Genomic DNA, 25,944 nt, shown 5'->3' on the forward strand with positions numbered 1-25,944 from the left:
CTGGGCCCCCAGCGCCTAGGGGTACAGGCTCAGCTGTTAAGAGTTAGAGGCCAGCCTGGAGACCAGGCGCGGGTAGAGGCTGAGGGTTCTCCTGGTGCAGAGGCCGTGGCGCGCGGCGGCGCTAGGCGGTGGATGGCTAGTGAGCGGATAGCATTCAGGCTGCTCGAGGAGAGGGGCTACAAGATACTTGAGACGCACAAGCGGGTTATCATAGACGGCGTTGAGGTCGGCGAGGTCGATGCAGTGGCTGAGGGCCCCGACGGCCAGCTCTATGTGGTGGAGGTTAAGGCCGGCCGGCTCGACGTCCACGGCGTACGCCAGGTCTATAGCAACGCCGTGCTCCTGGACGCCAGGCCGCTGGTGGTTTGCAAGGGCTTTGCTGACGAGTCCGCCCGCGTGCTGGCAGAGAAGCTAGGCGTCGAGGTTATAGAGCTTGAGGACATCTTCCTGGTAGACGCCGAGGAGCTTGAGGACATAGTCTATGGGGCCGTCATGGAGGCCGTGGCTGAGGCTGCTAGACTCCTCCTAGACCCCTCGATCCGGGTGAAGCCTGAGCAGGTTGAACTACTCCGGGCCGTGGCTGAGGCCCCGACCATTGCCGAGGCGGCCTCAATGCTTGGGAAGAGCGTCCGCGAGGTCGCAGGTGTGCTTGAGTGGCTCCGCCGCCTCACGCCGCTAGCCCGGAGAGGCTACCGCGGCGCCCGCTTGGCGGCCGCAATACTCCTCCAGAGGTCCCGTCTACAGGCCCTGCTCGACAGCCTCGGCAGTAGTGCTGAAAGGATAGAGGCGCTCCTCGGGAGACTAGGGGTCTAGGCGTGGCATCCACAGCGTCCAAGGAGAAGCAGAAGATACGGGAGCAGGTGTGGAGACTGCTCGAGGAGCGCGGCGTGGCTGCCTTCCCCAGGCCTGTGTACGGCCGTATACCAAACTTCCTCGGCGCCAGGGAGGCTGCCGCCCGCCTGGCCGAGACCCCGGAGTGGAAGCGCGCCCGGGTGGTGAAGGTTAACCCGGACGCGCCCCAGAAGTGGGTCCGGCTCGCGGCTCTCCGCGAGGGCAAGCTAGTCGTAATGGCTAGTCCGAGGCTCCGCGAGGGCTTCCTCCTCCTAGACCCGGGGGAGATACCCAGCACCCTCTACGAGAAGGCCGCCACCATACGAGGCGCCTTCCAGCTCGGGAGAAGGATTACTATAGACGAGCTACGATCAATGGGTGGCATAGACCTCGTAGTTGCAGGCTCTGTGGCGGTGGACCGGAGAGGCCGCCGCGTCGGGAAGGGGGAGGGCTATGCCGAGATAGAATATGGCGTAATGAGGGGGCTCGGGCTTATAGACGAGAATACCCCGGTGGCCACAACTATACACGACCTCCAGCTGGTGAGCCATATACCCAGGGAGCCCTACGACCTAGCGGTGGATATAGTGGCGACGCCCACCAGGCTCATACGCTTCGAGGCGGCTGAGAAGCCTCCAGGCATAATCTGGGACATGCTGCCCTGCAAGAAGTTCCGAGAGATACCGGTGCTCCAGGAGCTGGCTGGGAGGCTGGGTGTGGAGAAACCCTGCAGAGAATAGCTCTACGGGAGCGGGCCCTGCCAGCCTCTGGGCAGGTCGCTCACACCTCTTATGTAGAGGTAGATCACCCTCGCCAGCCCTCCCACATGGTACTTATCAACATGAACAGGCCTCCAGCCAGGCACTGCAAAGTCTAGCGTGATGACGCGTGCCCCGGGCCTCAGCTCGGCCTCTAGCTTCGGCCTAAGCTGGGCGTTAACTCTGGTGAGGAGGTACATGTACACCACCGTGGCGTCCCTAAGCTCGACGTTGAAGAAGCTATCGTTGATAAACTCTATTTTATCGTATACGCCCTCCCTCCTAGCATTCTCCTTAGCCTTCTCTATCAAGTCGCGGCGTATCTCGACACAGACAGCCCTCGCCCCCCTCTTGGCGGCCTCTATCGCGACTCTACCATCCCCGCATCCGAGGTCGTAGAACACGTCATTCTCTCCAACCTTAGCTACGCGCATAACATGGCCTATCAGCTGCCGCCTTGTGGGCACCCAGGGGACGTCATAGACCCCTATCAGGGGTAGTGGCAGCGCAGCGAATACGCCTAGAACCATGCCCCTCCCCGCCGACTCTAGATCATCCGAGCCGCTGATATTGTATTCGCAGCAGGGGCTTAGCTATGTGGCCGCCCCCACATATTACGCAGAAGCGGGTTAGTATTCCTTAACGTGTACCCCGCTGTCTGAGTGCTGGGAGGGCCGGCTTTGGGCAAGCCCGGTAGCCGCGAGGGACGTCTTGCTACAAGCCTGTCAAATCCGATTGAGAGGATTGAGGAAAGGCGTCTAGACAACGCTACGTGGCAGCTTATAATAAACCAGATAGAAAGGATAAAGCAGGTATACGACTACATGAATAAGATAATGTCGCTAGGCATTGAGGACAGGGTTAGACATGATGCTGTAGACCTTGTAGCCCGGCTGCTTGGAGGCGTGGAGGCGCATAGCCAGCCTGTTGTAGTGGATGTAGGTAGCGGGCCCGGCTCCTCGGTAAGAGTCATACGTAGGATGCTCCCCCACAGCTTCGTAGTAGCCGTTGATCCCTCCGTCCAGCTTCTAGCCTCAGCGTGCACCGGGCCTCTCTGCGACCGCGTAGCCGCGGTAGCGGAGAGTCTGCCAGTACGTAGTGGCGGCGCAGACTTTGTAACGAGCTTCTACGCCTCGCGGGACTTCAGGTCGCTATCCTCCGCATTGTACTCGATGATATCTGCTGCTAGAAGGGCCGTAGTTATAGGAGACGTGTTCCTGCCGCGCCAGCTGGTTCGGAGGCTACTTGTGAGGTCTTGGATATGCTGGGCTGTCCCGGTCCTCGCCTTCGTGTTCGCTAGGAGGTATTGGGGCCTGTACCGGGGGCTATGCATAACCATAAGGGGGTGGTGCGATGTAGAGGAGCTTGGGCACTACGTGGAGCACCTTTCGCAGAGCCTAAATAGAGCTGCTGTTGTGCATATGCGCAAGTATATGCTCGGAGGATTAGGGTATGTCGCAGCAATATTCGGCGAGGAGGGTGCTGGTAGCTATAACGGGGGCCAGCGGGATAGTATACGGGGTAAGGCTTGCGGAAACCCTCAACTCGATGAAGATGCTTGAAGCGGTGATATATACGCGCAGCGCGGAGCTCGTGGCGAGAGAGGAGATGGGGCGTAGTCTGGTAGACCTGCTCGGGGGGCTCGATGCCCCAGTCTACCGTGATGACGAGCTGGATGCGCCATACGCCAGCAGTAGCAGGATCCCGGCGGGGGGTATGGCCGTAGCCCCCTGCAGCACCCGCACCCTGGCAGCGGTTGCCCACGGAATCGCCGATAACCTGGTGGCGCGGGCGGCGCTGGCAACCCTCCGCCTCCGCCGCCGCCTCGTCCTAGTGGTGCGCGAGACCCCTCTCGGCCTGGCGGAGATACGCAACATGCTCCTGGCAGCCGAGAACGGGGCCACGGTGCTCCCTGCCTCGCCGGCCTTCTACCACCGGCCCAGAACCATAGAGGATATGGTGATGTTTATAGTAGGTAAGGTTCTGGATGCCCTTGGGATTGAGCACGGGCTGTACAGGAGGTGGCGTTTGGAGGAGCCTGGGCCTCTGGGCGGGGGCTGAAACCTCTGCTAGGTGTCTTGGCATGGGTTAGAGCAGCTCGTCGTCTATATTGTAGCCCTTCTTCCTCATTAGCCTCTCCACGCGCTGCATGGCCTCCTCCTCGGCTTCGAGCTCTTTCTCTAGATCCTCTGTCCCGGCCTCCTTCTGCCGCTTCTCCCTGGCGTAGAGGCATGTGCCGTCCGGCAGCAGAGCTTTCAGCGTGCATGCGGCGTACTGGCAGGCGCCGCCTATGCATTCGTCGCCTATCCAGCGGCAGTAGGCTGCGCGCTGCATTCTGCCGTGCACGGGCTTCCTGACCACGGTCAGCGCGTTGTTCAGGCAGCGGAAGTGGGGGCACAGCGGGTTGCACCTGCCGTCTGGGAGCGGCATGGGCCTCGGCTTCCCGCCGTGGGCGCCTCTGGGCTCCCTACGCGGCCTCCCGGGCTCTCTAGGCGGTGCACGGCCCCGGCGGAACGACATAGCCTGCCACCTCGTAGCGGGGTGCAGGGCTGGCTACCTGGCGCGGCCCGGCGCGTGCCATTACGCTGGCCCCTCCCGGAGGGGGTTGTTCACGCCAGGCTCAGTGGCACGAGGGCATCTTATTAGGGCTTACTCCATTTAAACATGAGGTATCTCACCGGTGTCTCCCCGGGCCCCGCCACGGCCAGGATGAAGGCTTTGCGGACGCTGTGGCTTAGCCTGCCGGCGCGCACTATCTCTAACGGGTCTATCTCCCCGCCCGCCTCCACCACGTGCACCAGGTATGGGGCATGGTCTATCCCAGGCCCCTTCTCGTAGACTGCGAAGTCTGCGCCATACTTCAGCCCCGAGCGCGCGATATAGCCCTTATCGCGTAGCTCTCGATACACCTTGTACACGAGGCCAAACCGGGGTATTGCCGAGCGTGCCCGCGCAGCAAGCTCTCCCGGGCCGACAGGCCTCCCCTCCTCATCCCTGACCTCTAGAACCCCCTTCTCGGCCAGGTATACAGCCTCCACTAGCCCTAGCTCAAGCGGCGCATCGAACTCAGCGCCCCCGGGCTTTGGGATGCCCAGGGGCTTACCGTAGAACCCCAGCCTATACAGCTCGCGGGCCTCCCGGGGATCAAATACCACAACACGCAAGCCCAGCAGGACACCGTGGAACACCATACCTTGTACCCCTGTACCACCCTGCGGTGGCACCACCGGGGCTAGTGTGCCACCCGGTAGAGGGCTAGGAACTTCACATTCTCCGCGGCATCTCTCAGCATGTCAGCTATATCCTCTATCATATCCACTATGTCGCGTAGCAGCATGAGCGCCACGGTGTCGCCGCGCAGCTCCCTATACATGGCTAGTGTGAGCCGCCGGTAGAGGTTATCCACATCGTCCTCGACGCTGGTCACGAGCTGAGCATTCTCGTAGCTCTTCTTGGGGTTGGACGTCAGCGACTGTATAGCTGCCTCGAGCTGGTTGAACTCCTTCTGCAGGTTCTCGGCCATAGATGATAGTAGCTCGTTTACAGTAGAGCTGGACATATTGGTGTTAGACGCTAGGAGGTAGGACCGGTATGCTACTCCCTCGGCCATCTGCGCCACGCGCGTGAGAGCTAGGAATATATCCCTGTAGAGCGTGCCCGTGTTAAGCAGGTCTCCTAGCCGGGCAAGGTACATTAAAGCGTCCTCCTTCATAGACTCGATGCGCTCCTTAGCCTCTTTTACACGCCGATGCAGCTCTCTCAGCCTCCTATCGTCGACGTTTGTTAGGGCTGTTACCACCTCCCTTAGCCCAATAATGCTGTCAGACAAGGCCCTCACTATGCCTAGGAGCTGCTCGTTGAGGCTCTCCTCCGCTAGCGACCGGCGGCGCCGCCTCTCCATGTCGTAGTCATAGTAGTCCTCTGCCATATGGAGGCCCCGTGCCCTCCTAGCTAGACTGGATGGGGTATTAGAACAATAATGCTCCCCGGCCTCGTGTGTAGTACGCGCTATTAGGGCTCCAGGCCGTGCAACTCTCGTGAGAGTGCCTCAGGCTCAGAGGGTAGCAGCTCCATGGACGTTCTAGTGGTAGACGCTCTTGCCAGGGGCAGCTACGGCAGGAGAATAGTTACAGTCGACGCTATAGGTGCGGGTCCCCGCACTGTTGCAGGAGTACTCGAGCAGCTCGGAATAGGTGTTGAGCTAACTACTGCTGAAACCGTCTTGGATAAGCCGAGTATGCTGGAAGACTATGATGTCCTCATGATAAGTGCTATGAGTGTTGACGAGGGTAGCGTGGCCAGGATAGTCAAGGCCTGGCGCCGACGGCGCGGGAGGAGGCCCGTAGTGGTTGGAGGCCCTATCTCCAGCGACCCATGGTTCCTGGCCCGTGTTGGAGCTGACGTGGGAGTCCACGGCGAGGCCGAGCCCGTCGTGGAGAAGCTGTTCACCGAGGGAGCAATAGACTCTGGCGTGCTCTACAAGGAGAAGCTGCGGAGCCTTTGCGGGGTAGCATACCGGGAGGAGGGCAGGGTAGTGGTGAACAAGCGCTGCCCAGTAATGCCGCGACGGGTCTGGGAAAAATACTTCCCCAGCACCCGTCTAATACGAGGCTACCCCTTCTACTGGGCCGCCCGCGTCTACGTGGAAGTCGTGCGCGGGTGTAGCAACTACACTATACCCCGCTTAGAGGGGCTTTTGCCCGAGGAGCTGCTCCCCGCGAGGCCCGTGCCGGGCTGCGCCTACTGTAGCGTAGTAAGCCTATGGGGCTATGCGAGAAGCCGCAGCATCGAGCTAGTATATAGGGAGGTAAAGGAGCTGATAAACCAGGGCGTCCGCCGCATAGTGCTGAGCGGCCCCGACTTCCTCGACTATGGAAGGGACTGGCTGGTCGAGCCGGGGCCCCTAGTAGACCCCAGGAGGCCTGGCCCAAACCTCGAGGCGGTACAGAGCCTTCTCTCAAGGCTCTCCTCGATACCGGAGATCTCCTCCGGAGAAGCGGCGATCATGGTGGAGAATGTGAAACCTAACCTTGTCACCGAGGAGGCGGCTAGAACGCTCGGCAGGTATCTCAAGGGCACCCCGGTCCATGTAGGAGCGGAGACAGGCGATCAGCGCTTGCTAGAGGTGCTGGGGAGGCCAGCCACTGTAAGGGAGACTATAGAGGCGGTCAGGAGGCTCAGACGCCATGGGCTGAGGCCCTACGTTTATATAATGTATTGTCTCCCTGGCGAGACTGCTAGAGTCGTTGAGAAAACCCTGAGACTAATGGAGGCCCTCTACCGTGCTGGCGCGGAGAAGATCACGGCCTATCGCTTTACACCCTTGCCAGGCTCGGCCCTAGGCAAGTTGGCCGGGAGAAAGCTAGACTGCCTGCCCAACCACCCCGTGAAGCTCAAGGCGGCTGAGATAAACAAGAGGGCCAAGAAGAGGATGATTGGCTGGAAACTCCGGGCAATAGTGGTCGCTAGGCACCCCAGGCTTCACAGATGGGTAGCCTACCCGCTGCATCACGGCCCGGTAGTCCTGCTGGAGGAAGAGGGGCTAGAGCCCGGCGACATAGTTGATGTCAGGATAACCGGGGTCTACTCTGATAGGATAATAGAGGGCTCTATGCTGAACATGGTGGGCCGAGCCGTCTAGTAGTACTTGTCGACTATTACCTGCAGCTTGCTGGCCAGCTCCTCTATCTTGTTTAGGTCCTCCTCTATCAGCTCCCGGCTCTCCTCTATCAGCCTGGCTCCACGCTTCGCCAGTAGAAGCGCCTTGTTTAGTAGATCGCGCTCATACTCCATACCGACTATAATCATGTACTCGCTTAGCGTCGCTATATTGTCCCTAACCTCTGACGCCACAGAGTCCAGGTTCACGGGGCCCTGGAGGCTATTCTCTAGCCTCTGGCGCAGCACCCTCAACCGCCTTAGGTAGGTGAGAACGAGCGCTTGCAGTTCTTCGTCTCCAGTATCCCTCCTAAGCCTCGAGAGGGCTCGGTTAAGCGACCGCACTATCTTGGCGTGTCTATCCGCCACGTCTTCAAGCGTCCGCAGCAGCTTGTAGGGGTCTACAGCCTCGGCCATGCCGAAGCCACCCTGGGAGCCGCCGGAGGAGAGGAAGGGACTCCCCGGCTCCTATAACGGGGCCGGCCCTCTCGTCTATAAGCGGTTGCCTCTCCAGGCGTCCTCTCCACAGCGTAGCCTTGAGCTAGCACCCTGTCCCCAAAAACGCGTAAGATGGCTAGCCTAGGAGCTAGCTCCGGGCTATCCTTACAGTCACTATGGTGTTGTCGGAGACCCCGTACTCCGGTAGGTTAGTGCCGTTAACCCATATCTCGTTAGGAGGAACACTATCATCCTTCTCGACACGGTAGCGGAATCTATGCCTGCGTGCAACCACAACCTCTATGTACTCGCCCTCACCTATCTCCTTCAGAAGCTCCGGGTTAACCTTGGCTATACCCTCCTTTAACTCATTGTGGAAGCGTAGCCTCACCCTGCGCTCCCGCTGCCTCTTCTCCCTTCCAAGCACCTGGGATGCAGGGGGTATCATTGAGATCGCAGTCTTCACATCTATCTTCTTCTTGGGAAGCTCCTCCTGCTGCTCTTCTTCTCTCCTAGCCTCCTCCTCGCTCATAGCCTCTACCTCCAAGAGGTGGGGATAGTTCCACGTAGCAGGTTTAATAGCTACTCTATATTCTACAACGTGCTTGTGTGTCGTGCAAGTAGCCCCCTAGGACGTGGGGGTTCCGATCTCCTCTAGGCTAGCCCCCTCTATGAACTTCTTCACAGCCTCTGCAATGCGGTTTACGGGGACCCTCACCTGCTTCCACGTATCCCTATCCCTCAGCGTAACGGTGTTGTCTTCGAGCGTCTGGTAGTCTACGGTTATCGCGGCCGGCACTCCTATCTCGTCTACACGTGCATACCTGCGGCCTATGCTTCCATCATCATCGTATATCGCGTACATGCCATTCTCCAGGAGCTTCCTCCATATGTCTCTAGCAATCCTGACAAGACTCTCCTCACGCACTATCGGGAACACAGCGGCCTCGATCGGGGCTATTCTCCGGGGCAGGCGGAGCACAACCCTCTCGCCACGCTCGCTGTAGGCGTGGTCGAGGGCTACGAAGATGAGCCTCTCCACGCCAAATGAAGGCTCTGCTACGTGTGGTAGGAAGCGCTTCCCAGTAACCTTCTCCTCCTTCTCTATGATCTTTATGTGCTCTGCCGGTATTTTCTCGCCGGCCACCTCTATGTAGCCTTTCTCCCTCAGCTCCTTCTCGGCAGTCTCGGGGTCTAGCGACCGGGCTGCCTCTAGTATCTCGCGGGCACGCTTCCGGAAGGTCCTGCCAACCCAGGCACGGTCTAGGAGCACCATCTTCTTTCTGACTATCTTGGGCTCCTGGTACTGCTTAAAGACACGGAGATCATGTCCACTGTACTGCATGTGCCTCCGCAGATCATAGTCTGTACGATAGGCATGGCCGGAGACCTCCACCCAGCCTAGCCTGCTCACCCTAACCAGCTGGTCAAAGGTCTGGGCGGCGTAGTGGGCTCTTTCCTCCGGCGCCTTCTCCTCGAAGTACATGTCCCCGTAGGGTACGCCCAACTCCATGACGAAGTCGCGCGCTATAGCCATCCAGTAAGCCAGCCAGGGGGTTCTGACAACCCCCTCCTCTATGGCCTCGCGGACCCCGTACTCCTCGGGCTTCTCCTCTCCCTGCGCCTTGGCCTCGGCGCGGAGTATGCGTAGCTTACGGTGCTCAACACTCCCTAGAAGCTCCTCTAGAACGCCCCCGTGCCAGGGATCCTCCGGGTCGAAGAAGAACTCCATCTCGGCTATAGTGAACTCTCGGAGCCTCATAATACCCTGCCTGGGCGATATCTCGTTCCTGGCAACCCTCCCTACCTGCGCTATGCCCAGAGGCAGCCTCTGCCGGCTGACCTCGAAGACCCTCTTGAAGGATACGAACATGCCCTGCGCGGTCTCCGGCCGCAGGTAGCCCACGCTTTCGCTGTAGGGGCCTATTGTAGTCTTGAAGAGGAGGTTGAACGCCCTTACCTCGCTGAGGGGGCCGCCGCACACGGGGCACCTTATATCGTGCTCCCGTATTATCCTCGTCATCTCCTCGAGGGTGAGTCCCTCAGCCCTTATCCCAGTCTTCTCCTCTATAAGATGGTCGGCTCTGAACTTCCGGCGGCAGCGGAGGCACTCTACAATTGGGTCGGTGAAGTGCTCTAGGTGCCCGCTGGCCTCAAACACCTTGGCAGGGGCTATGACTGGTGTCTCTATCTCGACAACTATGTGGTTGTGGCGGCGTATGAAGTAGTCGCGCCAGAGAGCCACTATCTTCTCCTTCAGCCTTACCCCGAGCGGGCCGAGGTCGTAGAAGCCTGCGACACCGCCATAGATCTCGTAGCTCGGCCAGAAGAAGCCCCTCCTCTTAGCCAGCTCTATTACCCTATCATACCTGTCCTTCGCTATAGTGTTGCTCGCCGCCATAGCCTGCATCCTCGCGGCCCTATAGCCCCGTCTGAAGAGTGTTATAGTGGTTCTCCCCCGGGCAGCTGCAGTCGCCCGGGGGAGGGCTCGGCATGGGTCTTCTAGACCTCTACGTGTCCAGAGCACCTCTCTACTTCGGCGGTGTAGAGACCGAGCCGGAGAAGGCCGACATGCTGGTAATAGGTATTCCCTATGACGCAACCTCGAGCTATCGTCCAGGCTCCCGCTTCGCGCCTCGAACGGTTAGGGAGGCAGCAGCTAACATAGAGTTCTACTCGCTCCGGGCGGGGCTTGACCTTGAGGCGTACCGGGTGGCGGACCTCGGTGACATTGTGTTGCCGGTGAGGCCGCAGGAGGCTGTGAAGAGGATAGAGGCGGTAGTGGCTGAGGTGCTGGGGAGGTATCCAGGGAAGCTTGTGGCGTTGATAGGAGGCGAGCATAGTATAACTCTAGGCTCCTTCTCGGCCGTGGCTCGCGTGGAGGAGGAGCCATGCCTCCTGGTGGCGGACGCACATTTCGACCTCCGCGACGAGTACATGGAGGAGAAGTATAGCCACGCTAGTGTGATGAGAAGGATCGCCGAGGCCTATGGTAGTGAGCGCCTCTTCTACATAGGGGTCAGGGCCTTTGCGGGGGAGGAGGTAGAGTACGCTAGGGAGAAGCATATAGAGTATGTAACTAGCCATAGCGTGAGGCTGCTAGGCGTCAGGGAGGTTGTCGCCCGGGCTGCCAGATGGATCAGGAGAGTAGGCTGCAAGACGCTCTATGTAAGCGTAGATATGGACGGCTACGACCCAGCTTACGCACCGGGTGTAGCCAACCCGGAGCCCGAGGGGCTGGAGCCCTGGATGCTCCTCGATATCCTGTTCAAGGTAGTGGCTGAGAGTGGTGCAAGGCTAAGGGTGGTGGATGTTGTGGAGGTCTCGCCGCCCTACGACTACAGCGGGATTACCTCAATACTGGCTGCGAAAACGCTGCTAGAGCTCTTCGCCGCCTACCAGGTCCAGAAGAGCGGGGCCAGGGGAGGCTAGTGGAGGGCCAAGCGATCCTATATGGCCTTTACCAGTTTACGGCCCGGCGGCCTAACCTTGTAGACTACCCTATAGCCGCAGTAGGGGCACTTAACGCTAGGCATGTACTCCAGGTCTAGGGCTGTGAACTCCATGCCGCAGCGGCCGCACTTGTAGCGTATCATGGCCTTATCCTCTATGACGCCCGTCTCCTCCTCCCCATTGCGGGGTTCGTAAAGCTCCATAGAGCCTCGCCCGGTAAGAGGCCTCCAGGCATGCGAAATCCTTATAAGAATAGCTCTCCAGCTAGCTCACTATGGAGCCACATCCCCCTGAAGGCATAGAAGGCGAAAAGCTAGAAGGAAGGGATAGGGCTCTATGAGTGGAGATATGTCCTCCCTCTGTGGCGGTCTCCCGCCCGAGCTCTGCGAGCAGCTGGCCCGCGAGCAGCAGGTGATCAAGATAAAGCTCGAGAGACGCCGCTACGGGCGCGAGGTAACAATAATCGAGGGTCTGGACGAGCGAGAAGTTGATCTCAAGAAGCTGGCCTCTCAGCTGAAGTCAAAGCTAGCCACGGGAGGCACCTATAAGAAGGGGCGTATAGAGCTTCAAGGAGACCACCGCCACAGGGTTAAAGAGATCCTGGTTGAGATGGGGTTCCCCGAAGAGAACATTATAATAGTGGAGTAATGCTCTCTGAGGTACGCATCCTCCTTGAGCCAGTAGCATCTCAGTCCTCCTCCCGTACCGGCGCCCCGAGGTTAGCTTGAGTAGAGCGATAGCGCGTGCAGCACAACGGCCACCGGCTTATCGAGTGCCAGCAGCTCGAACAGCTCCGGGAAGAGCGGGGTGCTCAGCAGCGCTATATATGAAGCGGTCTCAACAATCTGGTTGGCCTGCTTGAAGGTGAGCTGCCGCACCCCTATATGTTCAATCACCTCAAGATACGACCTATGTATCTCGTAGACCTCTGTGGCTTCGGGCCATACTGAAGGCTCTCTAGAGCTAACCATGTATACGAGGTGGAGGCTGAGCCAGAGCGCCTGGAGCGCTCTTGCCGCGTCCTCGTAGGTTCCCGGGAGTAGTATGTTGAAGCCTCCCGTCTCCTCGTCCACTTCCGTCCATTCAGCTCCCTTCCGGGAGAGGTAGGCGTAGAGATTTCTGCGCAGCGTTTTGAGTGCTTTCGAGTGCTTCTCGTCGAGATCTTCGCCTGCCAGCTGCTCCATGGGCCAGGCTGTTATAGCCCATGCTATGGGCCTGGAGCCGTACATGCGGATCAGGTGGTGTATGGCTACTATCCTTAGCGCTATGAACCGGTCGGTGGGTATTGCTCCTCTCCCTCCCAGGGTGAAGGCTTAGCCTCCTTACAGGATACAGCTTTAGGGTTGGACTTGTTTGAGGAACTCGTAGGCTGGGAGTAAATTTTTTAAGGATGTTTTTCGGAATAGTATGGGCGGGGCTTTAAGGGTTGCGGGCATCTTAGTTGCGGCCCGCCCTCAGCCTCTAAGGCCGTATATACAGGTGGCCCGGCCTTGGTGACTAAGGAGCAGGCCCCTAGGGCCTCGGGGGAGAAGGAGGAAGGGTGTCCCCCCGAATATATAGTGTTCGACGAGGAGAGGGGCGAGTACATCTGCACGCTTACGGGAGAGGTAGTTGAGGAGACGGTTATAGATACAGGGCCCGAATGGAGGGCTTACACACCTGAGGAGAGGACCCGCAGAAGCCGCGTGGGCAGCCCGCTTACCCACACTCTCCCCGACTATGGTATACTCACCACTATCTCCGGCTACCGTGACGCGAACGGCCGTAAGCTCGAGGCGCGCCTCCGCATTGAGGCCAGCCGTCTACGCAGGCTCCAGGCGAAGCTTCGCGCAACCACTAGTATAGAGAAGAACATAGAGCAGGCGGCCCGTGAGATAACCAGGCTGGTCGAGGCTCTCAACCTGCCCCGTGGCATTATTGACACCGCCATGATGATCTACCGGCAGGCGGCGGAGAAGGGCCTGGTCCGCGGCCGCAGCCTCGAGTCGATGGCTGCGGCAGCTGTCTATGCTGCCTGCCGTATACGCGGCATACCCAGGAGTATAGACGACATAGCGGAGGTCGTGAAGGGTGGCCGTAAGGAGGTTGCCCGCTGCTACCGCCTCATAGTCCGCGAGCTGAAGCTCCGCATGCCTATAGTTGACCCGGTCCGCTACGTGTCCAGGATAGTCTCGGCCCTCCGGCTGAGCCCTGCCGTGGAGAGGAGGGCTGCGGAGATACTCGTCCAGGCGCGTAAGATGGGGCTTACAGCCGGCAAGGATCCAGCGGGGCTTGCGGCAGCGGCTATATACATAGCCGCTCTGGAGCTTGGGGAGAGGAGGACTCAGAAGGAGATAGCTGCAGCAGCCGGCGTCACAGAGGTTACGGTTAGGAACCGCTACAAGGAGCTGGTTCAGAAGCTTAACATACCGCTCCCAGCCCAGTAGCCCCCATGCACGGGGGCGCCGTCCCCGGGCTCTTTTCCCCCTCCCTACCGAGGCTCCCAACCGGCCGTTGGGCGAGGGAAGGGCTGTTAACCCATATCCTTCCGGGCTTCTACGTCCTCGGTGGCTAAGGTGTGGCCGGGCAGGGTATAGATGACGTGAGGAAGGCTAGATTCCTCCGCGAGCCGGTGGTGGAGTCCCGCGGCGAGCTTAAGCACTGGATAGACGCTCTGGCAGACTGGCTCGAGGAGCGGCTCCGCCGCAGGAGTAAGAGCGTCTACGTGTTTAACGGGGGCCTCTCGGTCTCGGGGCTGCAGCATGTGGGCAGGCTCCGGGGAGAAGTGGTTATCCCCGAGGTTGTCCGCCGCATACTTGAGGCGAGGGGCCTCCGGGTTAAGCAGTACCTAACCCTGTACACGCAGGACGCGTGGAAGGGCAAGGAGAGCCAGCGCAGGGTCTTCCCGGACCCCGAGGACGCCAAGCGTTACACTGGCTGGCCCTTGATAAATGTCCCTGATCCCAGAGGCGAGCTCCCCAGCTGGGTCGACAGGTTCTGGGCCGACTTCGGCCCCTACCTGGGCGAGTTCACAGACGGGAGCATAGAGGTGGTAAAAACCACTGACATGTATCGTGGTAAGCTGCTGGAATTCGTGCGGCTCTCTATAGAGCGTCGCGAGGAGATACGTGAGGTCGTGAACAAGTACCGTGGCCGCCGGCCATACCCGCCTGGCTGGATCCCCTTCGAGCCCCGGTGCCAGCAGTGCGGCAGGATAGACTCGACCGAGGCCCTCGAAGCGAACCTGGAGAAGGGTATGGTCCGCTACCGGTGCCGCAGCTGCGGCCACGAGGGCTGGGCCCCGCTCTGGGACGGGAAGCTGAACTGGCGCATAGAGTGGGTGGGCGTCTGGTGGGCCCTTGGCGTAGATTTTGAGCCCTACGGCAAGGACCACGCGACCCCGGGTGGGAGCAGGGATAGTGCTAACGAGCTGGCGCTGAAGGTGTATGGGATAGAGCCGCCGGAGGGGCTGCCCTACGAGTGGGTCGCCGTGAAGACGCGTGACGGAGAGGCTGATATGAGTAGTAGCGACTTCATAGGCTTTACGCCCCGCGAGTGGCTTGAGGTGGCGCATCCAGAGGTGCTCCGCTTCCTCATCCTCCGCACGCCCCCCATGAGGAAGCTGAGCCTAGGGCTCCACGATGTGCCCCTCTACTACGACCAGTACTACCGGGCTGAGAGGATCTACTACCGGGCCGAGTCTACTGGGAGGAGAGAGGAAGACCTTCTCCTAGCCCGCAGCTACGAGCTTAGCTACACCCGAGGCGCCCCGCCGGAGAAGATGCCAGCCCAGCCGCCATACAGCCACGTTGCAATACTGGCCCAGGTGCTCCCCGAGGACCGGTGGCGGGAGGAGGCACCCCGCCGGCTCCAGAGGAGCGGCCATCTGCCCGAGAAGCCCAGCAAGCATGATCTCGAGAGGCTGCTGAGCCTCCTCCCCCGGGCCAAGAGGTGGGCCGAGCAGTACGCCCCCGAGCATATGAGGATAAGGATCCTCGAGGAGCCGCCCGGCGAGATCCTGGAGAGAATACCTCCAGGGATGCGCGAGAAGCTCCGCGGCCTCGGCGAGAGGCTCTCCCGGCTCGTCGACTGGAGTGAGGAATCCATCAAGCAGACTATGGTGGAGTACACTAGGGGCTGGAGCAGCAAGGAGCGGAGAGAGTTTTACCGCTACTTCTACCTGGTATTCGTGGGCAGGGAGAGCGGGCCTAGGGCGGCGCCGCTCCTCTCACTGCTCGACAGGGAGTTTGTACTGAGCCGCCTCCTGGGGTTATGAGGTACGACAATTTTTCCAACAATTTACGATGGATGGTAGCTGTGCAGCCACCCCCGACAACCATCATTAACGAGCGTCAAAGATATTAGAGAGGCCAGCAGCCTTTAACGCGGGATAAAGCGGCTGGGAGGTGTGCCCACATCTTGCAGACTATAACACGCCCCGGCTACGCCACATGGTATAGAAGCGGAGTGGAGCAGGCCAGCATGCTTGCAAAAGCCAATGCTGCACGCCTAAAGTGCATACTCAAGTGCGCCTTCTCACTCAACGAGGAGGAGGCCCATGTACTATCATACCTCATAACCCGCGGCCGTGGAGCCATAGCGAAGGATATCGCCGAGGCCCTAGGCCGCAACCCCGAGGTAGTACGCCGCGCCCTACGCGGCCTACACGCTAAATCCCTCGTGGTAAGGAGGCCCTACCCTCTAAGGCGCGGCGGCAGAGCCTACTTCTACGAAGTGCCCGACCACATAGTAGCCGCGCTCACGGAGGTCTGCGAGAAGGTAGGCGAGGTCATAGAGCTGGTAAACAATAACCGGAACGGCGGCAGCAGGGCCGGCTAGCCCCTGACGGTCTCTCCAGCATGCCAGTAGCGCGCAAGGCTGTCCGGAATATTTCTTGGAGCCGCATATGATTCACCGGGATCGCTAACAAGCTGGCTGCCTGCCCGAAGGCTGACCCTAAGCCTTTATCTCAATATGCATCTCAGCCATACCTATCATGGCTATGTGCCTTAGTCCGTTGTAGAACCTTGTCTTAACACCGCGCTCCGCGAGCCTACGATCAACCTCCTCTCTGGAGACGCTGTCTATACGATACTTGTTAGACATAGCTATGAAGCTGTTAGCATAAGCGAAGGAGGGGACCCATACCGCGTATTCTCTAACGTGCTGAAAGACTTGGCGCGCAGCGTTGTACACACGCTTAAAGACGTCCGGGAAGAGCGTAGAGCAGCCTGCCTGAGTCACAACTATGCCATCGCTACTTAGCACCCGGGAGATCAGCTCGAACGCGCTACGAGAATACAGCTGGGCCGCTATATCAGATCCATACGGATCAGTGAGGTCCATTATAACGACGTCAAACCTCTCTCCACGCTCGGAGGCCCTCTTAACGTACTCGAAGCCATCCATTATGTGCAGCTCCGTCCTCGGATCGTCGAACGCGCCTCGATGCCATTCTGGCAGATACTTCTTGGAAACCTCTATAACCTCCTCGTCTATGTCAATCATAACGGCCTTCTCCACTGTACTGTGGCGAAGTACTTCGCGAAGTGTAGCTCCCTCCCCGCCGCCAAGAATTAGGACACGCCTGGGATTTGGATGGACTGTCATGGCGGGGTGTACAAGCGCTTCGTGGTAGATGTGCTCATCACTCTCGGTGCTCTGGATTAGGCCGTCGAGCACCAGTGTCTTACCGAATCCCCTCAGCTTCACAATCATTATATGCTGGTAGCGGGACTTCGAGTTATATAGCACCTCATCAACAGCATATATAGTACCCATGAGGCCGCCGGGCTGGTATAGCGAAAGCCTAAACTCCTCGAGCTCCATGGCTCCCGCCCGGAACTGCTGAGAGGCTACCGCAGCATTAATGTGACTCGAATACATTGCCGGAGGACTCCTCCCAGATAGCCCTCTGACAAGGCAGCTCCCTGGGATTCCATGGCGTCACGCGGCGGCAAAGATACTAGCGGTTTTTACTATGGAGAGCGCCCCGGCTAGCCGGTGCAGCCAATGCCGCCTGGGAAGAATAGGCTCATAGCACTTGTAGTCATAGCATTATTGTCGGCACTATCCTACGCCTATCTATCAGCCAGCCCAGCTCAACGCTATACATACTCATACACTGCGTCAACATGCATGGAGCTTGTCAACCCATCAACAAACCAAACTATAAAGGCGAGCGCAGTGACAATCATAACCATTACTAAGCGCTACGGAAAGGGAGGTAATATAACACTCTATGCGACAATAACCCATAAGAAGGTCACTATTAGTCCAAGCAGCTACTCCAACGCGATAAGATTCACCAATAAAACCCTGAAAGCAAGCATAGACCCAGCGTCATGCAGCCTTGTAGAAAAAGGGGCTATGCTGCAGCCGAGCCTCGACCAGTTCTACTGTAATGCATCAAAACTCTATAATGCGTCACTAGAGGGGGGATTCAAGATAAAGAGGAGAGATGGAAACATAATCATAACCTACTCTAACGCAACGAAGCCGTTAAGCATAAGCATAGAGGCTATCTACAGTACCGTTGACGGCATACTCAGGCATTACAGGGCACGTATATATTCTAGCATGCCGTCACAATCGCTGGGTGTCAGGGAGATCCGGGAGGAAATTAATATTACAGCAGGGAAGGGAGCTGTAGCCTGGCTCCGCTGGGTATTGCTAGGCGCGCTCCTAGCCTCAGTACTAGCCATAGTGGTGTACCTGTACCACTACCTGCATAGGAGGAAGGCAGCGGGCTAGATCGGCTCTACAGCATCTTGTACAATAACCTTATGTTGTGTAGTAGATATCATTGCTTGCTAAGACCGTGGGAGAGATGCGTCCATGAGTACACGCGCCCCCGGTACAATCCCTGCATTCCGGTGCACGTGATGAAGGCCTTTAGGACCGAGCCCTGGGGCGATGGGGTGAGTACCCTCGGCTGATCAACTAGTGCTCGGAAGCGTCATGCTGCATCTAAACTATAACCACTATGCTGCATGGCGAGTCTAGCTACCGCTACCTATATGAGCAGTACCTATATGGGCAAGGGGTGGGACCCGCCGCATGGCGAGAGTGTTGCATAATAAAGAGACGTCCGATATAGAGAAGAGGGTTGCAGAGATAGAGTCAAGATTGCGCCGCATGCAACGAACATCCCTGATAAAGAATATCATCTACGTGATAATAGTTATAGGAGTCGCCTTATACGTATACAAGCTCTACACGACGTCTCACGGGTGGAGGGCTGAGCTAGTTGATGTACCCCGGATAGGCCTCGCGTCCCCGACTCAGCTACGTATATCCCTCCTCGTGAAAATCTACAACCCCTCCGGGGAGCAAGTCCTCGCCCGGCTAGTCTACTACAAAGTGTACATACAGGGCTACTATGCTGGTGATGGGCTTATACCCTACCTGGCCCTGCCGCCCGGCTGGAGCGAGCACAGATTAACACTGGTACTGGATGTGGATAAGGCTGGGTGCGGTATAGCGAAGGCTCTCGCCACGAGGAGAAACGTCACTGTCACTCTGCAGGGCTTCGCAATGGTGGACCTAAAGGCGTTCAACACGATAACATGGAAGATAGTCACCCTCCCCTTCAACATCACTGTAGCAAATGTGAATGTGCCCAAGCTGAGTAGCCAGGCCGCTGCAATACTGCAGCTCTACACATTGGTATGCGACGAGGCCCCGAGGCTGGTCACAGCGCTCACAAAGCTACTAGGACATGCAGGCCTTCTAGGCATACTGTCCCAGGGAGGCCAGAGCGGCACACATGGCACTAGCACTGGCGGTGGCGCTAGCCAGGGCCAGGAAGCCTCCCAGCCGCCGGTGAAGGTGACGGTTACCCTTGAGAAGTCTGGCCTAGCATCGTACACTGCTATAATAAACATAACAAACGTGGCGTCTCACCCCGTATCACTGGAGAAAGTAGCAGTCAACGGCCGCTCGATTGCTGAGGGCAAGCTGCCGCAAGTACTTCTCCCGGGCCAGGCCCTGACCCTCAAAACTAGCGTACCAAGCCCCATGCTCCTCATAAAGGTGACTGTGGACGGGAAGACATATACATACATAAAGAGCTAATGGATCCAACTAGCTAGAGTATATAAGCCTCAATAAGTAGTGATATATCTTTATAATCTATTATACGATATAAACCATATGTCTGTAGATAATGGAGTAAGGGTTCTATAGACGTGCATGGTCCTAGGCGTGAATTTAGGCAGAGGTAGAACGCTTTAGACGGGAAAATATGAGCCAGAGTTAAAGCAGTATACAAAGTATGGGATTAAGCGGCGCGTATATTGTTACAAGCCCTTACGAGGGGCCGTCATAAAAGTAGTCAGGCCGAAGGGCACACCGGTGGGAGTGCAGGAGCACGTTCAACCCTAGCGTACTAGCCTTAGGGAACTCTATACACATGCTCTATAGCGTCATGGGCTGCGACGGCGTGTCAAGGCTTGGCTATGCTTCTTCAACAGGCGGGCTTCATGCGGTAGAGAGGTCTAGCCATCCCGGTCTACGAGCATAGCGCTTCAGGACCTCTCGGTTCGACCGGGCCGGGTGGCAGGGCTGGCAGGGGGTGGCGCAGAGGATCCCCGGCTCATGATTCTTGGGGGCAGGATGTATATGATTTATTTTATACTGCCTAGTATGACTGTTATTCCGTGTAGCCCTAACCTCTATAGACGTGAAGGACTTCCTAAGGAGGCGGTGGAGGTGGGTTCCTCCTAGGGTAGTATTGCCTCCACGTAAGCCCTGCAAGAACCGGGTGGTATTGGGAGATAGAGGGCAAGTACGCGGTGCTGCACGGCATAGCGCCTAGGGTTTAGGCAGCTTTTCTGGACAGCCTGGAGCTTGAGGGTCATCATATAGAGAGCCGTTGTGACGCCGGTGCCGGCCATCTTGGGAGGCATGAGTGGGTGAAGCGGGTCTGGGCGCCCGTCCATATGGGCTAGGGGCTGGCTCCTCTTCTACCATACCATACTGTGCCCGGAGATTATCCGGGTGACTATGCTATAGGTGCTATTGCTCCTCAACCTTAACCTTAGAGAGCCGGAGAATGTCTTGTGTAGGCTAGGTAGGCTGGTGCTAGTCCTCCACCGCGCCCTGGTGTATGTGGATAGGTTGGATGTTGATGAGTTGGAGCTGCCGCTGGTATACAGTAATTGCGTAGCTGTAAGGATGCTATTATGGTGTAGCTGATAGCATGGTGTATGTTGTGTGTGGCTCCTTTAGGGGTTCGTGTACGCCCTCGTCTCAGAGTGTGGGCGCTGAGGGCTCGCCGGAGCGGCGGTATGTACCATGTAGTGTGGATCCTGTGGGGATCTAGCGTGGTGGAGCCGCCGGCGGGATTTGAACCCGCGACCACCGGCTTACAAGGCCGGCGCTCTGCCCGCTGAGCTACGGCGGCACCGGGCGGCCCTCTTTAGGGGGCGGCCGCGTCCGTGAGGGGCCTCCTCTCCCTGGCGGGGTGTTTAACGGTTACGCGGCGCTAAGCCCCCCGGGGCTCTGGGGGCTGGCAGGTCATGGATGCGCCGGGTATCGATGAGCTGGAGGAGTATACGAGGCGCCTCATACCAGTGAAGCCTGGGGGCGCTTTCCGCTTCCGCTGCACCAGGTGCGGGCGGTGCTGCAGCGGCGGGCCTAATGTATCCCTTACCGTGTTCGACGCGGTGCGTATGGCCAGGTTCCTGAGGATCAGCTGGCGTGGGTTCCTCCGGGGCTACGTGAAGGTTATAATAGCTGATATAATGCCCCACATGCTCCTCCGCGGTGACGAGAGGGGTAGGTGCCTCTTCCTGGCCGAGCGCCACGACGGGGTGAAGCTCTGCGTCATATACCCGGCCAGGCCGATGAGATGCCGTCTCTACCCCCTGCTAGTGGAGGGTCTGCGGCCGAGCCTCTACCTTGACCCCCGCTCGCCCGGGGTCGGGAGCGGCCCGGAGAGGAGGCCGCCCTCTAGGCTCATAGAGCAGTATGTCTGGGAGAGGCGTGAGCACTACCGCCGCCTCCACCGCCTGGTGGTGGAGGAGGGGATGGAGCCCCTTGAGGCGCTCTACCGTGCCCTTGACGAGGCCTGGGAAGAGGCTGAGAGAGGGGCCCGCTGGGCTGACCTGGACTACCTTGCAAGCCTGGGCTCAGTTTAGCAGTGCCAGGGGAGGGAACCCTATAACGGCGCCTGGGCGGGAGAGGGCTCCGGAGTGGTGAAGAGCTTCTAGGGTGCGGCGGCGGCCTTGAAGGACATGTCAGCTCTGCCTCCTGGGGAGCGCGTGGAGGCCTATATAGCGAACGTGGAGCTCGCCCTGGAGAAGCTTGGCTCCAGGGGCCTCGCGGGCAGGACTGCTAGGCTGCTTGAGCTTGCAAGGATGTATGTCAGTGATGCCCGCTACTACCTCCAGCGTGGCGACGTGTTCACAGCCCTCGCGGATGTGGCCTATGCTGAGGGGCTGGTCGACGCGCTCCGCTGGCTCGGCCTCGTGGAGCTGGACTGGGAGCCGGCGAGCAGGCTGCTAGCCCGCCCCAAGGTGCTCGTGGCCGGCACGTTTGACCTCATCCATCCAGGGCACATAGAGCTGCTGCGACAGGCCTGGCTGAGGGGCCGCGTCTACGTGGTTGTCGCGCGGGACAGCTCGGTGAGCAGGTTCAAGAACCGGGAGCCTATAGTGCCGGAGGAGCAGAGGCTGGAGGTCGTCTCCGCCATACGCTACGTTGATAAAGCCATCCTCGGCAGCGAGAGGGACGTGCTGGACCCGATACGCGAGCTGAGGCCTGACATAATCCTCCTGGGCCCCGACCAGTGGGCCAGCGAGGACTGGTTAAGGAAGCGCCTGGCCGAGGAGGGGCTGAACCCCAGGATAGAGAGGCTCAGCGAGAAGAAGGAGTGCAGCCTCTGCAGCGCCACCAGCATAGCCTGCAGAGCCGCCCAGATCGTAGAGAGGTACGGCATGTGTGGGAGCCAGGGCTCTCAAGGCTAGTAGCCCTCAGTGTAGAGGGCATAGATGCGCCTCAGCTCCCTCACCGGGCTGTCAGAGTAGTCCACCCTCAGGTCCACCACCCGGTCGTAGTAGGGCGTGTACTCAGTCTGCCCCACCACGAGTAGAGCCGCCGACCGGTCCCCGCGCCGGTCCCCGCCGGCCCGGTGCCCCGCCTCTATGGCGGCGAGCAGCTTGTCTGCAAGCCCTCCCTTGGCCGAGAGGAAGGCGTTGATAGCCGCCCTGCAGACCTCGGGCCCCTTCACGAGGTTCGCTATGCAGACCAGAGGCTCTCTCGGGTGAACTATGTAGCCGTGCCAGCTAGGCGCCCACTCCCCGTCGTGGACGGCCACGTCGCCCCGGTAGTCTATCACCGCGACCTGGCGGTGGGCGGGACTAGGGTCGCGGGCCAGAGCGGCGCGCAGCGCCTCCTCAGCGCTCGAGGCCTTGGTGAGGAGCTCCAGCACCATGGGGGCAAGCGCCGGGTTCGTGTAGGCCTGGGTAGCCACCACGCCTACCCCATGCCTCCCCCAGGGCACCCTGGAGCCCACCGCTATGCTTCCCGAGACTACTGCGACCCCTGCCTGGCCCAGCAGGGGATCGTAGGCCAGAACGCTATAGGTCAATACCGCCACCTGCCCCGAGCAGGGAGATAGGGCTCCCCCGAGGAGCCCACCGGGGCGTGTTAGGAGGGGTGCACTAGGTTAAACCTGGCTACGCGTAAAAGCCCGGCGGCCCATGCACCCCGGGGAGAGGCTAGGCCTCGTATACCTGGCGCCGCACCTCCTCTGGTACCTCGTCCTCCCTTATCACGGGGAAGGAGGGCGGTACATCCCTCCTCTTGGGGCCAACAACTATATACTTCGAGGCATCGTCCTCCTTCCTGCTCTTAAGCACGCGAACCTTCACATACCAGCCGTCGCTCCGGAGCACGTAGGCGTACTTGCCGTGCTTCCCTCCCATCCTGTAGGCCACCCGGCGCGTCTCCCCGTGTCGCCTCTGGCTATAAGCTTTAGAGCGTGGAGCCCAGAGTAATAATATGATGGTGGAGCAGTTATGACAACGCTTGGTAGAGTAAAGGTCGAGGTGCCGGAGATACCGGTGACGGACTCCGTAGACTTGCCGGCGGACAGGACAGCAGTGATAATAGTAGACATGCAGAACGACTTCGTTAAGCCTGGCGGCAAGCTCTACGTGCCTACAGCGCAGGCCACGGTGCCAGCGATACGCAGGCTGCTGGAGAGAGCGCGCAGCCACGGAGTAATGACGGTGTTCACAAAGGACACTCACTACACCGGCGACCCGGAGTTCAAGATATGGGGCGAGCATGTGCTCCGGGGAACCTGGGGCTGGGAAATAATCGACGAGCTCAAGCCTGTCGACGGTGAGATAGTTGTTGAGAAGACGCGCTACGACGCGTTCTACGGTACGCCTCTCGACGACCTCCTAAGGGTTTACGGCATAGAGCATGTAGTGGTTGTAGGAACTGTCGCCAACATATGCGTCCTCCACACGGCGGCGAGCGCGGCCCTACGCTGGTACAAGGTCTACGTGCCTATGGACGGAATCAGCGCGCTTAACGACTTCGACTACCATGCGGCGCTGCGCCAGATATCGTTCCTCTACCGGGGTACCATATTGAAGAGCGTGGACGGGATAAGATTCACAGGCGAGGGGCCCTGGAAGCGCGGAAAGGCCGTGGAGGCCGGCGCGGTGACAGCCTAAGGAGGCCCCCAGGGCCCCGGGCAGCGGTAGTGGCGGAGAGAGGGTATGGGTGAGGACGGGGGCTTCCCCTACGAGAAGCCGAGGAGGGGCCAGCTGGAGGCGGCCAGGAGCATAGCAGAGGCGGTGTCTCGAGGAGAGGTCTTCATACTCCATGCGCCGACAGGCTTCGGGAAGACATCGGCCATCATCTACGGGCTCCTCCAGGCCGGCGTGGAGAGAGTACTGTACGTTGTGAGGACGAGGAACGAGATACAGCCAGTGCTCAAGGAGCTTAAACGGTTCGGGGTGAAGGGGTACAGCTTCCTCTACAGCGCCAGGAGAATGTGCCCTGCCCTGGCCGGCGAGGGCCTTAGCCACGAGGACTTCTGGGAGACATGCCGGCTCCTACGCCTAAGAGGCGAGTGCAGCTACTACGCCCGGCTCGAGGAGATCAGCGCCACAGACGTGGAGGAGGCCATAGGGCACGCGGGGCCGATGCCCAGGCGGGTGGCGGAACTCCTAGCCGGCCAGGGCTACTGCCCCTTCTTTGCCCTCAAGCTGCTCGCCTCGGAGGCCAGGTTCGTGGTGGCCACGTACCCCTACCTTTTCCGCCCCGACATATTCCAGGGCACATTCGACCCGCTAGACTATAGGGACTTTGTGGTAGTGGTGGATGAGGCACACTCGCTTCTCAACATACCCGGGCTGCTCGAGGCCCGGGTCTCGGTGGACGATCTCCGGAGCGCTCAGAGGGAGGTGGAAGAGTACGGCCTCCCAGAGGAGATGGGCAAGGCCCTGCAGGAGCTAGCCTCGCTGGTCTCGAGGAGCAGGCCCGGAGAGGGGAAGCTACGCCGCCTGGACCGGGAGAGGCTCCTAAGGCTCCTGGGCGACCCCGAGGCCTGGTGGGACGCGGCCCACGAGGTGAGAATGGCCAAAATAAGGGAGAGGCTTGAGGAGGGCCAGCCTGTTAGGCTGAGCGTAGCCCTCACCAGGGTTGCAAGGTTCGCCGAGATGCTCGCGGCAGAGGGCATGGGGGCCTACAGCTACACGAGCGGCGGCCGCGTCGGAGCCACAGTGCTCCCCCTAGAGCCCTGCCTTGTCACACGCAGGCCTCTCAACGAGTCCAGGGCCGCCGTGCTGGCCAGCGGCACTCTCCCAGCCTCCACGCTGCTGAGGGACCTCCTCTGCATAGAGAAGCCTCTACGCGTCTACGATGTGGAGCTGCTGCACGGCCCCGTGTTCCCGCCCCGGAACCAGGTCACCCTGGTGGCGGCGGAGCTGACTTCCAGGTATACTAGCAGGAGCCGTGAGATGTACAGCCTCTACGCCCGCTACATACTAGAGGCCTACCGGGCCACCACCAGGGTGGTAATGGTGGTGTACCCCAGCTACGAGTTCATGCAGCAGGTCCTCGACCAGCTCCAGCAGCTTGCACGTCTAGAGCAGGTGAGCATGGTGGCTGAGGCCAGGTCCACCAGCATAGAGGAGGTGCTGGAGAAGACTGGGAGAGGGGAGAAGCACCTGCTCGTGAACGCGGTGGCCGGAGGAAAGCTTACAGAGGGAATAGAGCTTGTAGACGAGAACGGGCGCAGCATGATAGGAGTAGTGTTCGTCGCCGGCGTCCCCTACCCGCAGCCCGACGACTACTTCCGCGACCAGTTCACGGTGCTCGAGAAGAGGCTGGGGCGGGCTGCGGCGCGCCGCCTCCTCTTCGACTTTACTGCCGCGGTGAGGGCCAGGCAGGCAGTGGGCCGTGCCAGGCGGAGTGCCCAGGACAGTGCGCTAGTAGTTCTAGGCGACTACCGGTTCCTGCGGAGAGGGCTGCGTGAACACCTCCGGCTGAGGATAGACAAGGTAGTCTATAGCCTGGGGGAGTTCAGCGAGGCTGTAAGGAGCGCAGCGGAGGCCCTGGGGCTCTAGCCCCTGGAGCCGAGCCGCTTATAGCCCGGCCCCCGAGGTCTTGTCTGTCACGCGGACCCCGGTCCCCTGCAACGCGACCCCGTGTCGCCGGGGCTAGATGGGCAGGGGGCGGGTCACTCCCGGCCGTATCCACCCCCACCTTCCCGCGCCTCGAGAACAGCTGGGGCAAGAACCCCAGCCCTGAGGCACGGCTAAGCTATAAATCACGGGCCTGCGCTTCTGTAGTGTGGAGAGGG

At 59.6% G+C, this 25,944-nt stretch carries 29 protein-coding genes and 1 tRNA gene; 17 read left to right on the forward strand and 13 right to left on the reverse strand.

The annotated features are described in order from the left end of the window. Positions 1-105: 105 nt before the first annotated feature. Both CF15_RS02925 and CF15_RS02930 read left to right on the forward strand, forming a co-directional pair. Positions 106-813 (forward strand): YraN family protein, encoded by a 708-nt coding sequence (locus CF15_RS02925; protein ID WP_058370456.1) that lies wholly within the window; start codon positions 106-108, stop codon positions 811-813. A 2-nt stretch (positions 814-815) separates the two neighbouring features. Further along, positions 816-1,571 carry a 5-formyltetrahydrofolate cyclo-ligase gene (locus CF15_RS02930; RefSeq protein WP_058370457.1) on the forward strand — a complete coding sequence of 252 codons (756 nt, stop codon included), beginning with the start codon at positions 816-818 and terminating at the stop codon, positions 1,569-1,571. Positions 1,572-1,573: 2 nt separating this feature from the next. Here the strand turns inward: CF15_RS02930 and CF15_RS02935 are convergent, their stop codons facing one another. After that, the gene (locus CF15_RS02935) at positions 1,574-2,119 is read right to left on the reverse strand and encodes a class I SAM-dependent methyltransferase (protein ID WP_058370458.1); all 546 of its coding nucleotides are present in this window, start codon (positions 2,117-2,119) and stop codon (positions 1,574-1,576) included. A gap of 150 nt (positions 2,120-2,269) precedes the next feature. On the opposite strand from CF15_RS02935, the gene CF15_RS08785 reads away from it, so the two are divergent. Together CF15_RS08785 and CF15_RS02940 are read left to right on the forward strand one after the other, a co-directional pair. Continuing rightward, positions 2,270-3,151 carry a methyltransferase domain-containing protein gene (locus tag CF15_RS08785; RefSeq protein WP_168371228.1) on the forward strand — a complete coding sequence of 294 codons (882 nt, stop codon included), beginning with the start codon at positions 2,270-2,272 and terminating at the stop codon, positions 3,149-3,151. Continuing rightward, positions 3,069-3,650: a UbiX family flavin prenyltransferase gene (locus CF15_RS02940; RefSeq protein ID WP_236698104.1), complete on the forward strand. Its 582-nt coding sequence runs from the start codon at positions 3,069-3,071 to the stop codon at positions 3,648-3,650. Before CF15_RS08785 ends, CF15_RS02940 begins: the two co-directional genes overlap by 83 nt. A 27-nt stretch (positions 3,651-3,677) precedes the next feature. Here the strand turns inward: CF15_RS02940 and CF15_RS02945 are convergent, their stop codons facing one another. From CF15_RS02945 to CF15_RS02955, 3 genes are all read right to left on the reverse strand, one after another. Continuing rightward, entirely contained in the window at positions 3,678-4,109 is a 432-nt protein-coding gene (locus CF15_RS02945) for a hypothetical protein (RefSeq protein ID WP_058370460.1), read from the reverse strand. Positions 4,110-4,231: 122 nt separating this feature from the next. Continuing rightward, entirely contained in the window at positions 4,232-4,780 is a 549-nt protein-coding gene (gene endA / locus CF15_RS02950; protein ID WP_058370461.1) for a tRNA-intron lyase, read from the reverse strand. Positions 4,781-4,821: 41 nt separating this feature from the next. Continuing rightward, positions 4,822-5,517: a DUF47 domain-containing protein gene (locus CF15_RS02955; RefSeq protein WP_058370462.1), complete on the reverse strand. Its 696-nt coding sequence runs from the start codon at positions 5,515-5,517 to the stop codon at positions 4,822-4,824. 144 nt (positions 5,518-5,661) lie between these two features. On the opposite strand from CF15_RS02955, the gene CF15_RS02960 reads away from it, so the two are divergent. Then, positions 5,662-7,230 (forward strand): B12-binding domain-containing radical SAM protein, encoded by a 1,569-nt coding sequence (locus tag CF15_RS02960; RefSeq protein ID WP_058370463.1) that lies wholly within the window; start codon positions 5,662-5,664, stop codon positions 7,228-7,230. On the opposite strand, the gene CF15_RS02965 is transcribed toward CF15_RS02960, so the two are convergent. The 3 genes from CF15_RS02965 to glyS all read right to left on the reverse strand — a co-directional run bounded on the left by CF15_RS02965 (position 7,227) and on the right by glyS (position 10,086). Continuing rightward, a complete protein-coding gene (locus CF15_RS02965) occupies positions 7,227-7,664 on the reverse strand; it encodes a hypothetical protein (protein WP_058370464.1) in 438 nt (145 codons plus the stop codon). The two genes, CF15_RS02960 and CF15_RS02965, sit on opposite strands and share 4 nt — an antisense overlap. Positions 7,665-7,833: 169 nt before the next feature. After that, on the reverse strand, positions 7,834-8,217 hold the full coding sequence (locus tag CF15_RS02970; RefSeq protein ID WP_058371354.1) for a hypothetical protein: 384 nt from the start codon (positions 8,215-8,217) through the stop codon (positions 7,834-7,836). A 96-nt stretch (positions 8,218-8,313) separates the two neighbouring features. Beyond that, entirely contained in the window at positions 8,314-10,086 is a 1,773-nt protein-coding gene (gene glyS / locus CF15_RS02975) for a glycine--tRNA ligase (RefSeq protein ID WP_058371355.1), read from the reverse strand. Between the two features lie 92 nt (positions 10,087-10,178). Here glyS and speB point away from each other — a divergent pair, with 92 nt between their 5' ends. Next, positions 10,179-11,117: an agmatinase gene (speB, locus tag CF15_RS02980; RefSeq protein ID WP_070807812.1), complete on the forward strand. Its 939-nt coding sequence runs from the start codon at positions 10,179-10,181 to the stop codon at positions 11,115-11,117. A 17-nt stretch (positions 11,118-11,134) separates the two neighbouring features. Here the strand turns inward: speB and CF15_RS02985 are convergent, their stop codons facing one another. Then, on the reverse strand, positions 11,135-11,281 hold the full coding sequence (locus CF15_RS02985) for a TFIIB-type zinc ribbon-containing protein (RefSeq protein WP_058371357.1): 147 nt from the start codon (positions 11,279-11,281) through the stop codon (positions 11,135-11,137). A 205-nt stretch (positions 11,282-11,486) separates the two neighbouring features. Between CF15_RS02985 and yciH the strand changes: the two genes are divergently transcribed. Further along, on the forward strand, positions 11,487-11,786 hold the full coding sequence (gene yciH, locus CF15_RS02990; RefSeq protein ID WP_058370465.1) for a stress response translation initiation inhibitor YciH: 300 nt from the start codon (positions 11,487-11,489) through the stop codon (positions 11,784-11,786). Positions 11,787-11,857: 71 nt separating this feature from the next. On the opposite strand, the gene CF15_RS02995 is transcribed toward yciH, so the two are convergent. Then, complete coding sequence (locus CF15_RS02995; protein WP_168371229.1) at positions 11,858-12,322, reverse strand: hypothetical protein; 465 nt, start codon at positions 12,320-12,322, stop codon at positions 11,858-11,860. A 306-nt stretch (positions 12,323-12,628) separates the two neighbouring features. Between CF15_RS02995 and CF15_RS03000 the strand changes: the two genes are divergently transcribed. From CF15_RS03000 to CF15_RS03010, 3 genes are all read left to right on the forward strand, one after another. Beyond that, complete coding sequence (locus CF15_RS03000; protein ID WP_058370467.1) at positions 12,629-13,564, forward strand: transcription initiation factor IIB; 936 nt, start codon at positions 12,629-12,631, stop codon at positions 13,562-13,564. Between the two features lie 188 nt (positions 13,565-13,752). Further along, on the forward strand, positions 13,753-15,393 hold the full coding sequence (gene lysS, locus CF15_RS03005) for a lysine--tRNA ligase (RefSeq protein WP_058371358.1): 1,641 nt from the start codon (positions 13,753-13,755) through the stop codon (positions 15,391-15,393). Between the two features lie 143 nt (positions 15,394-15,536). Continuing rightward, positions 15,537-15,956 (forward strand): MarR family transcriptional regulator, encoded by a 420-nt coding sequence (locus CF15_RS03010; protein WP_058370468.1) that lies wholly within the window; start codon positions 15,537-15,539, stop codon positions 15,954-15,956. Positions 15,957-16,073: 117 nt separating this feature from the next. On the opposite strand, the gene speE is transcribed toward CF15_RS03010, so the two are convergent. Continuing rightward, a complete protein-coding gene (gene speE, locus CF15_RS03015) occupies positions 16,074-17,003 on the reverse strand; it encodes a polyamine aminopropyltransferase (RefSeq protein ID WP_236698106.1) in 930 nt (309 codons plus the stop codon). 117 nt (positions 17,004-17,120) lie between these two features. On the opposite strand from speE, the gene CF15_RS03020 reads away from it, so the two are divergent. The 3 genes from CF15_RS03020 to CF15_RS08790 all read left to right on the forward strand — a co-directional run bounded on the left by CF15_RS03020 (position 17,121) and on the right by CF15_RS08790 (position 20,315). Then, positions 17,121-17,870: a hypothetical protein gene (locus tag CF15_RS03020; RefSeq protein ID WP_168371231.1), complete on the forward strand. Its 750-nt coding sequence runs from the start codon at positions 17,121-17,123 to the stop codon at positions 17,868-17,870. A 306-nt stretch (positions 17,871-18,176) separates the two neighbouring features. After that, positions 18,177-19,193: a hypothetical protein gene (locus CF15_RS03025; protein WP_168371232.1), complete on the forward strand. Its 1,017-nt coding sequence runs from the start codon at positions 18,177-18,179 to the stop codon at positions 19,191-19,193. Between the two features lie 984 nt (positions 19,194-20,177). Continuing rightward, entirely contained in the window at positions 20,178-20,315 is a 138-nt protein-coding gene (locus tag CF15_RS08790; protein WP_168371233.1) for a hypothetical protein, read from the forward strand. 132 nt (positions 20,316-20,447) lie between these two features. On the opposite strand, the gene CF15_RS03030 is transcribed toward CF15_RS08790, so the two are convergent. Then, a tRNA-Thr gene (locus CF15_RS03030) sits at positions 20,448-20,523 on the reverse strand. A gap of 115 nt (positions 20,524-20,638) precedes the next feature. Between CF15_RS03030 and CF15_RS03035 the strand changes: the two genes are divergently transcribed. Beyond that, positions 20,639-21,259, forward strand: a complete 621-nt coding sequence (locus CF15_RS03035; RefSeq protein WP_058370472.1) for a YkgJ family cysteine cluster protein — start codon at positions 20,639-20,641, stop codon at positions 21,257-21,259. Positions 21,260-21,355: 96 nt separating this feature from the next. Continuing rightward, on the forward strand, positions 21,356-22,087 hold the full coding sequence (locus CF15_RS03040; protein WP_058371359.1) for a DUF357 domain-containing protein: 732 nt from the start codon (positions 21,356-21,358) through the stop codon (positions 22,085-22,087). Here the strand turns inward: CF15_RS03040 and CF15_RS03045 are convergent. Further along, a complete protein-coding gene (locus CF15_RS03045; RefSeq protein WP_058370473.1) occupies positions 22,084-22,710 on the reverse strand; it encodes a DUF1028 domain-containing protein in 627 nt (208 codons plus the stop codon). The two genes, CF15_RS03040 and CF15_RS03045, sit on opposite strands and share 4 nt — an antisense overlap. Before the next feature lie 130 nt (positions 22,711-22,840). Continuing rightward, positions 22,841-23,059 carry a DUF5622 domain-containing protein gene (locus tag CF15_RS03050; protein ID WP_338052270.1) on the reverse strand — a complete coding sequence of 73 codons (219 nt, stop codon included), beginning with the start codon at positions 23,057-23,059 and terminating at the stop codon, positions 22,841-22,843. Between the two features lie 81 nt (positions 23,060-23,140). Between CF15_RS03050 and CF15_RS03055 the strand changes: the two genes are divergently transcribed. Continuing rightward, on the forward strand, positions 23,141-23,809 hold the full coding sequence (locus tag CF15_RS03055) for a cysteine hydrolase family protein (protein ID WP_058370474.1): 669 nt from the start codon (positions 23,141-23,143) through the stop codon (positions 23,807-23,809). 45 nt (positions 23,810-23,854) lie between these two features. Next, positions 23,855-25,708: a helicase C-terminal domain-containing protein gene (locus CF15_RS03060; RefSeq protein ID WP_058370475.1), complete on the forward strand. Its 1,854-nt coding sequence runs from the start codon at positions 23,855-23,857 to the stop codon at positions 25,706-25,708. The last annotated feature ends 236 nt before the right edge of the window (positions 25,709-25,944 follow it).

Origin of the sequence: Pyrodictium occultum (assembly GCF_001462395.1) — an archaeon.
In the GTDB taxonomy this organism is placed as follows: Archaea; Thermoproteota; Thermoprotei_A; order Sulfolobales; family Pyrodictiaceae; genus Pyrodictium; species Pyrodictium occultum.

Excerpts from the sequence above, each read along its gene's own strand:
- CF15_RS02965 (WP_058370464.1), bottom strand. The coding sequence starts at position 7,664 with ATGGCCGAGGCTGTAGACCCCTACAAGCTGCTGCGGACGCTTGAAGAC.
- CF15_RS02995 (WP_168371229.1), bottom strand. The coding sequence starts at position 12,322 with ATGGAGCAGCTGGCAGGCGAAGATCTCGACGAGAAGCACTCGAAAGCA.
- CF15_RS03055 (WP_058370474.1), top strand. The coding sequence starts at position 23,141 with ATGACAACGCTTGGTAGAGTAAAGGTCGAGGTGCCGGAGATACCGGTG.
- CF15_RS02935 (WP_058370458.1), bottom strand. The coding sequence starts at position 2,119 with ATGGTTCTAGGCGTATTCGCTGCGCTGCCACTACCCCTGATAGGGGTC.
- speE (WP_236698106.1), bottom strand. The coding sequence starts at position 17,003 with ATGTATTCGAGTCACATTAATGCTGCGGTAGCCTCTCAGCAGTTCCGG.
- CF15_RS02970 (WP_058371354.1), bottom strand. The coding sequence starts at position 8,217 with ATGAGCGAGGAGGAGGCTAGGAGAGAAGAAGAGCAGCAGGAGGAGCTT.
- CF15_RS03040 (WP_058371359.1), top strand. The coding sequence starts at position 21,356 with ATGTCAGCTCTGCCTCCTGGGGAGCGCGTGGAGGCCTATATAGCGAAC.
- speB (WP_070807812.1), top strand. The coding sequence starts at position 10,179 with ATGGGTCTTCTAGACCTCTACGTGTCCAGAGCACCTCTCTACTTCGGC.
- CF15_RS02985 (WP_058371357.1), bottom strand. The coding sequence starts at position 11,281 with ATGATACGCTACAAGTGCGGCCGCTGCGGCATGGAGTTCACAGCCCTA.
- CF15_RS03060 (WP_058370475.1), top strand. The coding sequence starts at position 23,855 with ATGGGTGAGGACGGGGGCTTCCCCTACGAGAAGCCGAGGAGGGGCCAG.
- yciH (WP_058370465.1), top strand. The coding sequence starts at position 11,487 with ATGTCCTCCCTCTGTGGCGGTCTCCCGCCCGAGCTCTGCGAGCAGCTG.
- endA (WP_058370461.1), bottom strand. The coding sequence starts at position 4,780 with ATGGTGTTCCACGGTGTCCTGCTGGGCTTGCGTGTTGTGGTATTTGAT.
- CF15_RS02945 (WP_058370460.1), bottom strand. The coding sequence starts at position 4,109 with ATGTCGTTCCGCCGGGGCCGTGCACCGCCTAGAGAGCCCGGGAGGCCG.
- glyS (WP_058371355.1), bottom strand. The coding sequence starts at position 10,086 with ATGGCGGCGAGCAACACTATAGCGAAGGACAGGTATGATAGGGTAATA.
- CF15_RS03025 (WP_168371232.1), top strand. The coding sequence starts at position 18,177 with ATGGCGAGAGTGTTGCATAATAAAGAGACGTCCGATATAGAGAAGAGG.
- CF15_RS03035 (WP_058370472.1), top strand. The coding sequence starts at position 20,639 with ATGGATGCGCCGGGTATCGATGAGCTGGAGGAGTATACGAGGCGCCTC.
- CF15_RS02960 (WP_058370463.1), top strand. The coding sequence starts at position 5,662 with ATGGACGTTCTAGTGGTAGACGCTCTTGCCAGGGGCAGCTACGGCAGG.
- CF15_RS02955 (WP_058370462.1), bottom strand. The coding sequence starts at position 5,517 with ATGGCAGAGGACTACTATGACTACGACATGGAGAGGCGGCGCCGCCGG.